Consider the following 13,857-nt stretch of genomic DNA (forward strand, 5'->3'; position numbering starts at 1 on the left):
CCGGGAGCTACTTCGCCTTGCGGGCCACCGTGAAGTGGTCGACCTGCTCGCCGGTCTCGGCGATGCCGCGCACCGTCAGCGTGGCCGTGCGGCCCTTCGACGCCGGGGTGACGTCGACGCGCAGGAACGAGTAGTCGAGGTAGCGCACGCGCGACCAGGTGACGGTCTCGTTGACCTTGCCGTCCTTGGTGTTGATGAAGGAGGCGACCGAGTCGACCTCGTTCTCGTGGCCCTCGTAGGACAGCGGAGCGGTGAACGCGTACAGGCTGCGGCCGGCCGCGCCCGCCGTCACATAGACGACGCCCTCGGTCTCGGGGTACGAAGTCCCGCCGATCGGGAGCTTCTTGACGACCGCGCCCGCCTTGATGACATCCGTCCGCTCGTACTGGTGGTTGTGGCCGTTGATGACCAGGTCCACCGTGTACTTCTCGAACAGCGGCACCCACTCCTGGCGCACGCCCCCCTCCGAGGCGTGCGCGGTGGAGGTGCAGTAGGCGCAGTGGTGGAAGAAGATCACGATGAAGTCGACGTCCTTGGACGCCCGGAACTTCTTCAGTTGGCCTTCCAGCCACTTGGTCTGGGTGCCGCCGGAGATGCCGAGGTTGGCCGGGATCTCGAAGGAGATGTCGTTGGCGTCCAGCGAGATGACCGCCGTGTTGCCGTAGACGAAGGAGTAGACGCCCGGCAGGTTCTTCTTGTCGGGGCCGTTGTCCGGGAGGTTCCAGCGGGCTTCCTCGCCGCCGTAGCCGTTGGGCGAGTACCAGGCCTCCATGTCGTGGTTGCCGTAGGCCGGCATCCACGGGACGGACTTGGCGACGGACTCGGTCTGGGCGAGGAACTGGTCCCACACCCGCGAGTCGAAGCCGGTGTCGGCGGTCTTGCCCGCGCCGGCCGGATCGGCGTACGCGATGTCGCCGGCGTGCAGGTGGAAGGCCGGGTTCTGGCCGAGGAGGAGGCTGTTGTTGGCCAGGCCGTGGTAGCCGACGCCCTCGTCGCCGAAGGCGGTGAAGGTGAACGGCTCCTTGTGCGCGGGGGCGGTGGTGAAGGTGCCGATGGTGCCCGCGTACTGCGGCGCGGCCGGGTCGAAGCCGTCGTGGCCGACGCCGTAGTAGTACGTCTTGCCGGGCTTGAGGTGGGTGAGCTTGGCGTGCACGTAGTACTGGGTGTGGTTGCCGCTCGCGCCGACCCCGGTCGGGGTGAACAGCGAGCGCACCTCGGCCTCGATCTTGACGGAGAGGTGCGAGGCGTGGGTACCGATCCGGACGAAGGGCTTCTTCACCGGGAGCGGGACCTGCCAGGAGATGCTGATCTCGGTGCTGGGGTCGTTGCCGAAGGCGAGGTGACGACCGAAGGGGGCGACGAGCGAGCCGTTGACGTACTCGGTCTGCGTCTGGGGCTGGGCCGGAACGGCGGCCTGGGCCGTGCTGCCGGCCACGAAGGCGCCGCCGGTGACGGCGCCGAGCGTGACCGCACCGCCGCGGATCATCGTGCGGCGGGAGAATCTTGCGCGCAGATACTCGTGCTGCTCCGCCATGCTCATGCGCTCGGCGAGCTGCTCGGGTACGCCCATGCGAGGAGTGTCCATGACGTCTGAAACTCGTCGCCCCGGGAGACGGACCGCCAGACGCCAAATGGACGGTTCACGAACAGGCTCTCATAACACATTCAAGGTTCACCCAAGGCTTCTTAACAGGCGTCTGCCCGAAATCGGGCAGGTTTCTTGCGAAACCCGCTCGCGTCCCTCAGGATCTACCGGGTGCACGACGAACTTGTTGATCATCTGACGCGGTCCACGCCCCTCCAGCGGGGCGAGGCGCTGCGGGTGATCCAGGACGTGCTCGCCTACTTCGACGAGACGACCGAGGACTACGTCCGTCGCCGCCACCGCGAGCTCCAGGCCCAGGGCCTGGTGAACGCGGAGATCTTCGAACGGATCGAGGCGGATCTGAAATACCGGGCGGTCGCACCGCCGGAGCTCACGCTCAGGCAACTGCGCCGCATGGTCTACGGCTGATCCACGGCCGGTCTACGGCTGACCTGAAAGCTTGGGGATACCTATATATGTGCGGAATCGTCGGATACATCGGGAAGCGTGACGTGGCCCCGCTGCTGCTGGAGGGGCTCCAGCGGCTCGAGTACCGCGGGTACGACTCGGCGGGCATCGTCGTCACCTCCCCGAAGACGGCCGGCCTGAAGATGGTCAAGGCCAAGGGCCGGGTCCGTGACCTGGAGGCCAAGGTCCCGGCGCGCTTCAAGGGCACCACCGGCATCGCCCACACCCGCTGGGCCACCCACGGCGCGCCCTCCGACGTGAACGCCCACCCGCACATGTCGGCCGACCTCAAGGTCGCCGTCGTCCACAACGGCATCATCGACAACGCCTCCGACCTGCGGAAGAAGCTCGAGGCCGACGGCGTCGAGTTCCTCTCCGAGACGGACACCGAGGTCCTCGTGCACCTCATCGCCCGCTCCCAGCAGGAGAAGCTGGAGGACAAGGTCCGCGAGGCGCTGCGCGTCGTCGAGGGCACTTACGGCATCGCCGTGATGCACGCCGACTTCAACGACCGCATCGTCGTCGCCCGCAACGGCTCGCCGGTCGTCCTCGGCATCGGCGAGAAGGAGATGTTCGTCGCCTCGGACATCGCCGCCCTGGTCGCCCACACCCGCCAGATCGTCACGCTCGACGACGGCGAGATGGCCACCCTCAAGGCCGACGACTTCCGCACCTACACCACCGAGGGCACCCGCACCACCGCGGAGCCCACCACCGTGGAGTGGGAGGCCGCCTCCTACGACATGGGCGGCCACGACACCTACATGCACAAGGAGATCCACGAGCAGGCCGACGCCGTGGACCGCGTGCTGCGCGGCCGCATCGACGACCGCTTCTCCACCGTGCACCTCGGCGGCCTCAACCTGGACGCCCGCGAGGCGCGCCAGATCCGCCGCGTCAAGATCCTCGGCTGCGGCACCTCGTACCACGCGGGCATGATCGGCGCCCAGATGATCGAGGAGCTCGCCCGCATCCCCGCCGACGCCGAGCCCGCGTCCGAGTTCCGCTACCGCAACGCGGTCGTCGACCCCGACACGCTGTACATCGCCGTCTCCCAGTCCGGTGAGACGTACGACGTCCTCGCGGCCGTCCAGGAGCTGAAGCGCAAGGGCGCGCGGGTGCTGGGCGTGGTCAACGTGGTCGGCTCGGCGATCGCCCGCGAGGCGGACGGCGGCATGTACGTGCACGCGGGCCCCGAGGTCTGCGTCGTCTCCACCAAGTGCTTCACCAACATGACGGTGGCCTTCGCGCTGCTCGCCCTGCACCTGGGCCGCACCCGCGACCTCTCCGTGCGCGACGGCAAGCGGATCATCGAGGGCCTGCGCAAGCTGCCCGCGCAGATCGCCGAGATCATGGAGCAGGAGGCGGAGATCGAGAAGCTGGCCGAGGATCTCGCCGAGGCCCGCTCGATGCTCTTCATCGGCCGCGTCCGGGGCTACCCGGTCGCCCGTGAGGCCTCCCTGAAGCTCAAGGAGGTCTCGTACATCCACGCCGAGGCCTACCCGGCCTCCGAGCTCAAGCACGGCCCGCTGGCCCTCATCGAGCCCGCGCTGCCGACGGTCGCGATCGTTCCGAACGACGACCTGCTGGAGAAGAACCGCGCGGCGCTGGAGGAGATCAAGGCCCGCAGCGGCCGGATCATCGCGGTCGCCCACCAGGACCAGGAGAAGGCCGACCAGACGATCGTCGTCCCCAAGAACGAGGACGAACTCGACCCCATCCTCATGGGCATCCCCCTCCAGCTCCTCGCCTACTACACGGCGAAGGCCCTCGGCCGGGACATCGACAAGCCCCGCAACCTCGCCAAGTCGGTCACGGTCGAGTAGGGCGGTCAAGGGGCGCGGGGCTGTATCGATTTGCGGCTCCGCCGCGTGGGCGCGAGAAGCCCCACCGGCCCGCAGAGGCCGATGGGACGAAACGGCCCCCCACGTGATGCCAACCATCCACGTGGGGGGCCGCCATGTCGCCGGGGAAGCCCAACCCCCCGGCACGGCTGCCGAGTTCAGCCCGCGGCCGTCACACCGGGGCGGGCAGCGCGTCGCGGAAGCGCAGTGGGCCAGTGCGCCAGTGCCGCCGTGGCCGCGTACCACGCGACCGCCCCCGCCGCGACGGCGAACCAGCCGCCGACCTTGGTCAGCCCGTCGCTGTCGGCGAACCGCGCGACGGCCATCAGCACGAGCGCCACGCAGAACAACCCGTAGGCGCCCTGGCCGAGTTGGTCGCCGCCCGCGAGGGTCAGGGAGAGCGCCACAAGGGCGAACAGAAGCAGGAAGAGCCCTGCGGCGTTGTCGGAGACCTGGGTCCCGGCCGAGACCGCCCAGGTGAACCAGAACGCGCCCAGGACGGTGTAGGCGGTGCCGGTGGCCGTGTCGCGCTCCCGTAGGGCGAACAGGCCGGCGACGAACAGCGCGACGCCGCCGATGTAATGGGCGATGGATACGGCGTCCGCAGCCGTCACGCCGTCGATGAGGTCGGTGTACCCGAGACCGAACGCCAACAGGGTGACGCCCAGGGCGAGTCGGCCGGCGATCGTGGTGGTGCTGCTTCCCGCAGAGACGTCGTTGTCCACGGCGGGCTCCCTTCATGCATGTGCAGTTGTGTGAGCGGTATATGCCCTTCACAAAGGCACAAACACTCCTACGCGCCAGTAGATTTATGCCGCGCGCACACGGTGCACAAAAGGAGCCGGAGGTACCCAGATCTCATCTCACCTGGGAGAACGGCGAGTTACGGAATGACAACGACGGGCCGCTTCGCCCGCTTGGCGAGCCGCCCCGCGACGGACCCGAAGATCCGCCCCACGATGCCGTGCGTCGAGCCGACGACGATCGCGTCGGCCTCGTACTCCCGCCCCACTTCCTCGAGTTCATGGCAGATGTCGCCACCGCGCTCGACAAGGATCCACGGCACCTCGGCGAGGTACTCCGCACATGCGAGCTCCAGACCGAGCACCTCGGTGCGGTGGTCCGGCACATCGACGAAGACGGGCGGCTCGCAGCCGGCCCACACCGTGGTGGGCAGCCGGTTGGCGACATGGACGATGATCAGGCCCGCGCCGGAGCGGTGGGCCATGCCGATGGCGTACGCGAGGGCGCGTTCGCTGGACGTGGAGCCGTCGAAGCCCACGACGACGCCGTGCTTGAAGGCGGGGTCGCAGGTGGGGCGTGTCTCTTCCGCCGCCAGGGGCTCGGCCGCCGTGGGGTCGGCGACGGGCCGCTTGCGGTCCGCGGGTTCGAAGAATTCGTGACCGGCCATGACTGTCTCGGCGAATCGATCCTTATACGGGTGGACGGCGGTGAGCGGCGGAGCTGTCCGGGAATCATCTTCCCAACCCCATACCCCCAAGGGTACGGCGGCACGCCTCCTGGGCCCAGAGCCCGCACGCCCTCGGTGAGGGTTCCAGGGAGCATGCACGAGCGGACGCCCGTAACGCAATGGTTGCTGCCCCGTACAGGCGGTTTGCACAGGATTCACTTACACGGAACCGACCCGCACCAGTGACCGTCCGTCCAAGCACGCGTTGAACCCGGTGCACCGCAGCCCTACCCCGCCGCCGCCCCGCCCACGCCCCGCCCACACCCCAGGAAGGAGCCCGCCCCGTGCCCTCGTCCCGCGCCCGTCCCGAGTCCCGCCCCGACGACGACCGGACGACCGATCTGATCCGCTGGGCGGCCTTCAGCTGTGTCCTGGTTCCGGTGGTCCTCCTCTGGTACGGCAGCTCGCTGGCCGGCGCCGCCGGCACCGCCCTCGGGCTCGCGGCCGTCACGGCCGTCTGCCGGCTGCTGCTGCGCCGGTCCGAGCGCTGCGCGGCCCGGTTGCTCACCGATGAGGACGCGCCCCAGGCGCACCACCGGGGGCGCCATCAGCGCACCGGAACGGGATCACACCGGGGCGGTCGGCACTCCGGAGGAAACTCACCGGTCGGTTGACCGGTTTTCACGCACGGACACGGTGGTTTTCAGCCAACTTCCCGCCACTGTGCATTCCTTGCCGTAACCACCCCCCACCCCCCGTTCCACCTGCACGGAAAGGGCCTCAGGGGCCCTGCGCACCCTACGGGGATTGGCCACCGCACCGAGGCGCACTTCCCTGCACGGCCCACGAGTGCAACGCTTCGTGATCGAATGCTTCACGCCAAGTTGCCATGTCGACAATCTGCCGGGTGGGGAACTGGCCACGCCGGCATCATGCGACACAGTAGATTCGATCTTGACTGTCTACGGCGGGGGACTCGTGCAGGACCGAGGGGAAACGTGCAGGAGCGACACAACCGAGGAGCCGCGACCACCGAGGGGGGCTTAGCAGGATGAGCCACGACTCCACTGCCGCGCCGGAAGCCGCGGCCCGGAAACTGTCCGGGCGACGCCGCAAGGAGATCGTCGCGGTGCTGCTGTTCAGCGGCGGCCCCATCTTCGAGAGTTCCATTCCGCTGTCGGTGTTCGGGATTGACCGCCAGGACGCCGGCGTGCCGCGCTACCGCTTGCTGGTGTGCGGCGGCGAAGAGGGCCCGCTGCGGACCACAGGGGGCCTGGAACTCACCGCGCCACATGGCCTGGAGGCGATCGCGCGGGCGGGCACGGTCGTCGTGCCGGCCTGGCGTTCGATCACCTCACCGCCACCGGAGGACGCGCTCGACGCGCTGCGCCGGGCGCACGAAGAGGGCGCCCGCATCGTGGGCCTGTGCACCGGCGCGTTCGTGCTGGCCGCCGCAGGTCTGCTGGACGGCCGTCCGGCCACCACGCACTGGATGTACGCGCCGACGCTGGCCAAGCGCTATCCGTCGGTCCACGTGGATCCACGAGAACTCTTCGTGGACGACGGCGACGTACTGACGTCGGCCGGCACCGCGGCCGGAATCGACCTATGTCTGCACATCGTGCGGACAGATCACGGTAACGAGGCGGCGGGCGCGCTGGCCCGGCGTCTGGTGGTACCACCGCGCCGATCGGGCGGCCAGGAGCGCTATCTCGACCGGTCTTTACCGGAGGAGATCGGCGCCGACCCGCTGGCCGAGGTCGTCGCCTGGGCGCTGGAACACCTCCACGAGCAGTTCGACGTGGAGACGCTGGCGGCACGCGCCTATATGAGCCGTCGCACCTTCGACCGCCGCTTCCGGTCGCTGACCGGCAGCGCGCCGCTGCAGTGGCTGATCACCCAGCGGGTGCTGCAGGCGCAGCGACTGCTGGAGACGTCGGACTACTCGGTGGACGAGGTCGCGGGTCGCTGCGGCTTCCGCTCGCCGGTGGCCCTGCGCGGCCACTTCCGCCGTCAGCTCGGCTCGTCGCCGGCGGCGTACCGGGCGGCGTACCGGGCGCGCAGACCGCAGGGCGAACGCTCGACGGACAACGAGCCGTCGCCGCCGCCACCGCCCCCGTCGCTGCACCCTGACGCGCCGGGGCCGGTGCCCCCGCAGCTCAGGCGTACGGCCTCGGTGGCGTCCCTGCCGTCGGAGCACGCACGCGACGCGTACGCGACCTCGCGAGCGAGCCTGCCGGGGCAGCGCAGCGGGACGTGACCGGAGCATGACCGTGGCATGACCTCAGAAAGCGCCGGACAGGTGAGGCATTTCAGCCCGTCCGGCGCTTTGAGGACGAGGCCCGCACGAACGCGGGGCACCTCAAAAGCCGACGTCAGCTTTAGGGTGGTCGCATGAACGATCGCATGGTGTGGATCGACTGCGAGATGACCGGCCTCTCGCTGTCCGACGACGCTCTCATCGAGGTAGCCGCCCTCGTCACCGACTCCGAGCTGAACATCCTCGGTGACGGCGTGGACATCGTCATCCGCCCGCCGGCCAAGGCACTGGAGACGATGCCGGAGGTGGTGCGTCAGATGCACACCGCGTCCGGACTGCTCGACGAGCTGGCCGGCGGTACGACGCTGGCCGAGGCCGAGCAGCAGGTCCTGACATATGTACGGGAGCATGTGAAGGAGCCGGGCAAGGCTCCCCTGTGCGGAAACTCCGTCGGCACCGACCGCGGGTTCCTGGCACGGGACATGACCGACCTGGAGGACTACCTCCACTACCGGATCGTCGACGTGTCGTCGATCAAGGAGCTCGCCCGGCGCTGGTACCCGCGGGCGTACTTCAACAGCCCGGAGAAGAACGGCAACCACCGCGCGCTCGCCGACATCCGCGAGTCCATCGCGGAACTGCGCTACTACCGCGAGGCCGTCTTCGTGCCGCAGCCCGGACCGGACTCCGACACCGCGAAGTCGATCGCCGCGAAGCACGTCCTGCCCGCCCCGTAGGGGCGTCAGGGCGGTCCCGGAAAAGCCGTGCGCGAGCACCCCTTCGGACCCTGTACACTTTTTCTCGGCCGGTAGGGAGACCACAAAGTCCAACTGCCGGGCGTGGTGGGTGTAGCTCAGCTGGTAGAGCACCTGGTTGTGGTCCAGGATGCCGCGGGTTCGAGTCCCGTCACTCACCCTGAGTCATCAGCCGGTGACCTCCCGTAAGGGCGGTCACCGGCTGATGTGTTTCCCGGGACTGCTCATGGGAGCGATCAATGCGATCAACGCGGTCAGGCGAAGTCGTCCACGCCGAGCCGATCGGCACCGCCCGGCTCGACCTCCTCCCCCTGCGCGTCGAACACGCGCCGGAGATGGCGGCCGTCCTGGCCGACCCCGCCCTCCACACCTTCATCGGCGGCGCCCCCCACACCCCGCAGGCCCTGCACTCCCGCTACGAACGCCTGGTCGCCGGCTCCCCGGACCCGGCCGTCTCCTGGTGCAACTGGGTTCTGCGGCTGCGCGACGCCGACTGTCTGACCGGCACCGTCCAGGCGACGATCACGGACCGGGGCGAAGCCGCGGAGATCGCCTGGGTCGTCGGGGCCCCCTGGCAGGGCCGCGGCCTCGCCTCCGAGGCGGCGACGGGACTCGTCGGATGGCTGCGGAAGCAGGGCGTGCGCACGATCGTCGCCCATGTCCACCCGGACCATCACGCATCGGCTGCCGTGGCCCGCTCCGCCGGCCTCTCGGTCACTTCCGAGCAGCAGGACGGCGAGGTGCGGTGGCGGCTCTGAGGTCGCGATCGGGCCGCGGCCGGGAAGGGGTCAGGAAGAGGCCCGTCCCACCAGTTCCGTCGCCAGGACGACCTGGCGGCGTTCCAGGCCGCGGGAGGCCGCCGGGCGGCGGTCGGCGATCTCGGTGAGGAGCAGGTCCAGCATCCTGCGGCCCATCTCCTCGATCGGCTGGCGGACACTGGTCAGGGGCGGGTCCATATGGCGGGCGATGGCCGAGTCGTCGTAACCGACCAGGGCGACGTCCTCCGGGATACGGCGGCCCGCCTCGCGCAGGGCCTGGCGGGCGCCGGCCGCCATGACGTCGGAGCCGGCGAAGACCGCGTCGAGGGACGGGGTGCGGGCGAGCAGCTCGCGCATCGCACGGTGGCCGCCCTCCTCGGTGAAGTCGCCCGGCGCGATGAGGCCTTCGTCCGCCGCGTAGCCCGCGTCGCGCAGGGCGTCGCGGTAGCCGTCGACGCGCCGTTGCGCGCCGTAGACGTCCAGGCGGCCGGTGATGTGGGCGATGCGGGTGCGGCCCCCGGACAGCAGGTGCTCGACCGCCGAGCGGCCGCCGCCGTAGTTGTCGGAGTCCACGGACGGCAGCGTCTCCGCGGCGGAACGCGGGCCGCTGATCACCGCCGGGATCTCCAGCTGGGCCAGCAGATCCGGCAGCGGATCATCGGCGTGGACCGAGACCAGGAGGACTCCGTCCACCCGGTGCGCCGCCAGGTACTGGGCCAGCCGACGTCGTTCGCGGTCGCTGCCCGCGAAGATCAGCAGCAGCTGCATCTCCGTCTCGGACAGCTCCGCGCCCACGCCTCGCAGCATGTCCGAGAAGTACGGCTCCGCGAAGAACCGTGTCTCCGGTTCGGGGACGACCAACGCGATCGCGTCCGTGCGGTTGGCGGCGAGGGCACGGGCGGCGGTGTTCGGGACATAGCCGAGCTCGGCGACCGCCGCCTCCACCGCCGCGCGGGTCGCGTCGCTGACCCTCGGCGAGCCGTTGATCACCCGGGAGACCGTGCCGCGGCCGACGCCGGCGCGTGCGGCCACCTCTTCGAGGGTCGGCCTACCACCGCTGCGCCCCCGCGTTCCGTGGCTTGCCATGGGCTCCGCCTTCCCGCCGCTTTTCGTGCTGGCCTGGAATGTAACAGTCCCGTCGGGTCGGTCACCGGCCCTGGGGGCCGCCGCCCCCGGACCCCCGCTTCGGCCCTGAACCGGCCTCGCCCTTCGATGCCGGACGGGCCGAAAGACACCGAAAGCGCTGTCTCCCCGAGTTAGCTAACAGGCAGATAACTGAACGCATCCTTCCGCGCTCCCACCCTTGACACCCCCGCTCGAACCGACGACTCTTCAACACATCACTTGTGGGAGCGCTCCCACGGTACCTGACACATACACATCCCGCACGTTCCCCGCCCGAGCCGCAGCGAGTAACTAACGGGCCCAACAATGCAGTTGGCCGGGGGGTCGGCACGTCAGGGCAACAGGAGGACGTAATGCGAGCACGTACCCGAACCGCCCGCCGGGCGGTTGTCCTCGCAACCGTCGCGACGCTGGGCGCCGGGCTGCTGGCCGGCTGTGCCGACGATGGCGGCGACGACGCTTCCGACGGTTCCTCGTCGGACAGCGGCAAGGGCAAGACCACGATCACCATGGGGCTGTTCGGCACCATGGGCTTCAAGGAAGCCGGGCTGTACACCGAGTACGAGAAGCTCCACCCCAACATCAAGATCGCCGAGAACGTCACCGAGAAGAACGAGAACTACTACCCCGCGCTTCTCAACCACCTCACGACCAACAGCGGCCTGATGGACGTTCAGGCCATCGAAGTCGGCAACATCGCCGAGGTGGTGGCCACGCAGGCGAGCAAGTTCGAGGACATGTCGAAGGTCTCGGGCGTGGACAAGAGCAAGTGGCTGGACTGGAAGTGGTCGCAGGCCACCACCAAGGACGGCCAGACGATCGGTCTCGGCACCGACATCGGCCCGATGGCCCTCTGCTACCGCAAGGACCTCTTCGAAGCGGCCGGTCTGCCCACCGACCGCGAGGCGGTCGGCCAGCTGTGGGCGGGTGACTGGAACAAGTTCATCGCCACCGGCCAGCAGTACAAGAAGAAGGCCAAGGCGGGCACCTTCTTCATGGACTCCCCCGGCGGCCTGATCAACGCGATCCTCAGCAGTGAGAAGGAGAAGTTCTACAACTCCGCCGGCGAGGTCATCTACAAGACGAACCCGGCCGTGCAGGCCGCCTTCAACCTGACCGCGAAGGCCGCCGAGGAGGGCCTGGTCCAGGCCCAGACGCAGTTCCAGCCGTCCTGGGACACGACGATCGCGAACAGCAAGTTCGCGACCATCGCCTGCCCGCCGTGGATGCTCGGCACGATCAAGGGCAAGGCGAAGGCCGAGGACGCCGGCAAGTGGGACGTGGCCGTCGCGCCCAAGTCCGGCAACTGGGGCGGCTCCTTCCTGGGCGTCCCGAAGAGCGGCAAGCACGTGAAGGAGGCCGAGGCGTTCATCACCTGGCTGACCGCGCCCGAGCAGCAGGCGAAGCTGTTCAAGGTGCAGGGCTCCTTCCCGAGCGCGCCGAGCGCGTACACCATGCCCGAGGTCACCGGCGCGAAGAACGAGATGACCGGTGACTCACCGATCGGCACGGTCTTCTCCGAGGCCGCCAAGACCGCCCCGGTGCAGGTGATCGGCCCGAAGGACCAGATCATCCAGCAGGGTCTGACCGACAACGGCGTCATCCTCGTGACGAAGGGCAAGTCGGCGGCGGAAGCCTGGAAGACGGCGACCAAGACCATCGACAACAACCTGGACAAGTGACCCGCATGGCCACCCGCCACGACACCGCCGCGCCCCCCGCGAAGGAGGGGGGCGCGGCCCCGGGCCGCCCGGCCACCGTTCCCACGGAGGCGGAGCAGCGGCATCGGGCCCGGCTGTCCCGCCGCTGGCAGCGCGACAAGCGCTGGAGCCCGTACGCGTTCGTCTCGCCGTTCTTCCTGCTGTTCCTCGCGTTCGGCCTGTTCCCGCTGCTCTACACGGGCTGGGCGTCGCTGCACCAGGTGGAGCTGACCGCGCCCACCGACATGACATGGGTGGGGATGCGCAACTACACGCGCATCTTCGACGACGACTTCTTCTGGAACGCGGCGAAGAACACCCTGACCATCGGGATCATCTCGACCGTTCCGCAGTTGCTGATGGCCATGGGCCTGGCCCACATCCTCAACTACAGGCTGCGCGCCTCGACGTTCTACCGGGTCGCGATGCTCGCGCCGTACGCGACGTCGATCGCGGCCGCCTCGCTCGTCTTCGTGCTGCTCTTCGGGCGCGACTACGGCATGATCAACTGGGCGCTGCACTTCGTCGGGATCGACGCGATCGACTGGCAGAACGACAAGTGGCCGTCGCAGATCGCGGTGTCGTCGATCGTCGTCTGGCGGTGGACGGGCTACAACGCGCTGATCTATCTGGCCGCGATGCAGGCGATCCCGCAGGATCTGTACGAGTCGGCGGCGCTGGACGGCGCGAGCCGCTGGAAGCAGTTCCTGCACGTCACGCTGCCGTCGCTGCGGCCGACGATCCTGTTCACGGTCGTCGTCTCGACGATCGGCGCGAGTCAGCTGTTCGGCGAGCCGCTGCTGTTCGACGCCAACAAGGGCGCGTCGGGCGGTGCGGAGCACCAGTTCCAGACGCTGGGCCTGTATCTGTACGAGCAGGGCTGGGTGAACCAGCACCTGGGCCGGGCCTCGGCGATCGCCTGGACGATGTTCCTGATCCTGATCGTGGTCGGCATCGTCAACTACGTCATCTCGCGCCGGCTGCGCGCCAGTAGTTAGGAGTACCGGCCGTGACGACGACGACAACGACCGTGAAGTCCGTGGCACCCGAGGACGCCGTGCCGACGGCCCGCAAGGTGCGCCGGCCGAAGTCCGCGCGGGCCGGCGGGCAGATGCACGGCGGCCCGATCGCGTACGCGATCCTGGCCGTGTTCACCATCGTCTCGCTGTTCCCACTGGTGTGGACGGCGATCGCCGCCTCGCGCGACAACAACCGGCTGGCGCAGAACCCGCCGCCGTTCGTGTTCGGCTCGAACCTCTTCCACAACCTGGACGTGGCCTGGAACGACGCCAATCTGGGCAAGGCGTTCGTCAACACGACGATCGTGGCGGGGACTTCGGCCGCGACCATCGTCTTCCTCTCCACGATCGCCGGCTTCGCCTTCGCCAAGCTGCGGTTCCGCGGCCGGGGCGCGCTGATGCTGATCGTGATCGGCACGATGATGGTGCCGCCGCAGCTGAGTGTGATCCCGCTGTACATGCTGGTCGCCAAGCTGGAGTGGACGGACCAGCTGCAGGCGGTGATCCTGCCGTCGCTGGTCAGCGCGTTCGGGGTGTTCTTCATGCGGCAGTACCTGATCCAGGCGCTGCCCGACGAGATCATCGAGGCGGCCCGGGTGGACGGCGCGAGCAGCTGGCGCGTGGTGTGGCACGTGGTGTTCCCCGCGGCGCGCCCCGCGATGGCGGTGCTCGGCATGCTGATGTTCGTCCAGACGTGGAACGACTTCCTGTGGCCGTTCCTGGTGCTGAGCCAGACCGGCAACCCGACCGTGCAGGTGGCGGTCGCGGGCCTCGGCCGCGGGTACACCCCCGACCAGTCCCTGATCATGGCGGGCGCGCTGCTGGGCACGCTGCCGCTGCTGCTGGTCTTCGCGATCTTCGGCAAGCAGATCGTGGGCGGCATCATGCAGGGCGCGGTGAAGGGCTGACGCCTTCGTTTCCAGGGGGTCGAG

Annotated in this window: 13 protein-coding genes and 1 tRNA gene; 10 read left to right on the forward strand and 4 right to left on the reverse strand. The window is 69.0% G+C overall.

Annotation, left to right across the window (positions count from 1 at the left end; all coding sequences use genetic code 11):
- Positions 1–7 precede the first annotated feature (7 nt).
- Complete coding sequence (locus ABZ725_RS26840; RefSeq protein WP_358805124.1) at positions 8–1,570, reverse strand: metallophosphoesterase family protein; 1,563 nt, start codon at positions 1,568–1,570, stop codon at positions 8–10.
- A gap of 186 nt (positions 1,571–1,756) precedes the next feature.
- Here ABZ725_RS26840 and ABZ725_RS26845 point away from each other — a divergent pair, with 186 nt between their 5' ends.
- Positions 1,757–2,014, forward strand: coding sequence for a hypothetical protein (locus ABZ725_RS26845; RefSeq protein ID WP_351906680.1), 258 nt, complete (start codon positions 1,757–1,759; stop codon positions 2,012–2,014).
- 47 nt (positions 2,015–2,061) lie between these two features.
- Positions 2,062–3,879, forward strand: a complete 1,818-nt coding sequence (gene glmS, locus ABZ725_RS26850; RefSeq protein ID WP_358805125.1) for a glutamine--fructose-6-phosphate transaminase (isomerizing) — start codon at positions 2,062–2,064, stop codon at positions 3,877–3,879.
- A gap of 176 nt (positions 3,880–4,055) precedes the next feature.
- On the opposite strand, the gene ABZ725_RS26855 is transcribed toward glmS, so the two are convergent.
- Both ABZ725_RS26855 and ABZ725_RS26860 read right to left on the reverse strand, forming a co-directional pair.
- A complete protein-coding gene (locus ABZ725_RS26855) occupies positions 4,056–4,622 on the reverse strand; it encodes a GPR1/FUN34/YaaH family transporter (protein ID WP_351906686.1) in 567 nt (188 codons plus the stop codon).
- Positions 4,623–4,780: 158 nt separating this feature from the next.
- A complete protein-coding gene (locus tag ABZ725_RS26860) occupies positions 4,781–5,308 on the reverse strand; it encodes a universal stress protein (protein ID WP_351906689.1) in 528 nt (175 codons plus the stop codon).
- Positions 5,309–5,652: 344 nt separating this feature from the next.
- On the opposite strand from ABZ725_RS26860, the gene ABZ725_RS26865 reads away from it, so the two are divergent.
- The 5 genes from ABZ725_RS26865 (at position 5,653) to ABZ725_RS26885 (ending at position 9,081) form a co-directional block, all read left to right on the forward strand.
- On the forward strand, positions 5,653–5,982 hold the full coding sequence (locus ABZ725_RS26865; protein WP_358805126.1) for a hypothetical protein: 330 nt from the start codon (positions 5,653–5,655) through the stop codon (positions 5,980–5,982).
- 377 nt (positions 5,983–6,359) lie between these two features.
- On the forward strand, positions 6,360–7,568 hold the full coding sequence (locus ABZ725_RS26870) for a helix-turn-helix domain-containing protein (protein WP_351906695.1): 1,209 nt from the start codon (positions 6,360–6,362) through the stop codon (positions 7,566–7,568).
- A gap of 134 nt (positions 7,569–7,702) precedes the next feature.
- On the forward strand, positions 7,703–8,305 hold the full coding sequence (orn, locus tag ABZ725_RS26875; RefSeq protein WP_358805127.1) for an oligoribonuclease: 603 nt from the start codon (positions 7,703–7,705) through the stop codon (positions 8,303–8,305).
- Positions 8,306–8,410: 105 nt separating this feature from the next.
- Positions 8,411–8,483: transfer RNA gene (locus ABZ725_RS26880), tRNA-His, on the forward strand.
- 79 nt (positions 8,484–8,562) lie between these two features.
- Entirely contained in the window at positions 8,563–9,081 is a 519-nt protein-coding gene (locus ABZ725_RS26885) for a GNAT family N-acetyltransferase (RefSeq protein ID WP_358805128.1), read from the forward strand.
- A gap of 30 nt (positions 9,082–9,111) precedes the next feature.
- Here the strand turns inward: ABZ725_RS26885 and ABZ725_RS26890 are convergent, their stop codons facing one another.
- Positions 9,112–10,167, reverse strand: coding sequence for a LacI family DNA-binding transcriptional regulator (locus ABZ725_RS26890; RefSeq protein WP_358805129.1), 1,056 nt, complete (start codon positions 10,165–10,167; stop codon positions 9,112–9,114).
- Positions 10,168–10,559: 392 nt separating this feature from the next.
- On the opposite strand from ABZ725_RS26890, the gene ABZ725_RS26895 reads away from it, so the two are divergent.
- Genes ABZ725_RS26895 through ABZ725_RS26905 form a run of 3 tightly spaced genes read left to right on the forward strand, consistent with a single transcriptional unit; the run spans position 10,560 to position 13,833 of the window.
- Positions 10,560–11,888 (forward strand): ABC transporter substrate-binding protein, encoded by a 1,329-nt coding sequence (locus tag ABZ725_RS26895; RefSeq protein WP_358805130.1) that lies wholly within the window; start codon positions 10,560–10,562, stop codon positions 11,886–11,888.
- 5 nt (positions 11,889–11,893) lie between these two features.
- On the forward strand, positions 11,894–12,904 hold the full coding sequence (locus ABZ725_RS26900) for a sugar ABC transporter permease (RefSeq protein ID WP_358805305.1): 1,011 nt from the start codon (positions 11,894–11,896) through the stop codon (positions 12,902–12,904).
- Positions 12,905–12,936: 32 nt separating this feature from the next.
- A complete protein-coding gene (locus ABZ725_RS26905) occupies positions 12,937–13,833 on the forward strand; it encodes a carbohydrate ABC transporter permease (protein ID WP_351906813.1) in 897 nt (298 codons plus the stop codon).
- The last annotated feature ends 24 nt before the right edge of the window (positions 13,834–13,857 follow it).

It is taken from the genome of Streptomyces sp. NPDC006872 (assembly GCF_040635845.1).
In the GTDB taxonomy this organism is placed as follows: domain Bacteria; phylum Actinomycetota; class Actinomycetes; order Streptomycetales; family Streptomycetaceae; genus Streptomyces.

What these genes read in the sequence shown, in the direction of transcription:
- ABZ725_RS26840 (WP_358805124.1), bottom strand. Translation starts at nt 1,570, where the DNA reads ATGGGCGTACCCGAGCAGCTCGCCGAGCGCATGAGCATGGCGGAGCAG.
- glmS (WP_358805125.1), top strand. Translation starts at nt 2,062, where the DNA reads ATGTGCGGAATCGTCGGATACATCGGGAAGCGTGACGTGGCCCCGCTG.
- ABZ725_RS26860 (WP_351906689.1), bottom strand. Translation starts at nt 5,308, where the DNA reads ATGGCCGGTCACGAATTCTTCGAACCCGCGGACCGCAAGCGGCCCGTC.
- ABZ725_RS26870 (WP_351906695.1), top strand. Translation starts at nt 6,360, where the DNA reads ATGAGCCACGACTCCACTGCCGCGCCGGAAGCCGCGGCCCGGAAACTG.
- orn (WP_358805127.1), top strand. Translation starts at nt 7,703, where the DNA reads ATGAACGATCGCATGGTGTGGATCGACTGCGAGATGACCGGCCTCTCG.
- ABZ725_RS26885 (WP_358805128.1), top strand. Translation starts at nt 8,563, where the DNA reads ATGCGATCAACGCGGTCAGGCGAAGTCGTCCACGCCGAGCCGATCGGC.
- ABZ725_RS26890 (WP_358805129.1), bottom strand. Translation starts at nt 10,167, where the DNA reads ATGGCAAGCCACGGAACGCGGGGGCGCAGCGGTGGTAGGCCGACCCTC.
- ABZ725_RS26895 (WP_358805130.1), top strand. Translation starts at nt 10,560, where the DNA reads ATGCGAGCACGTACCCGAACCGCCCGCCGGGCGGTTGTCCTCGCAACC.
- ABZ725_RS26900 (WP_358805305.1), top strand. Translation starts at nt 11,894, where the DNA reads ATGGCCACCCGCCACGACACCGCCGCGCCCCCCGCGAAGGAGGGGGGC.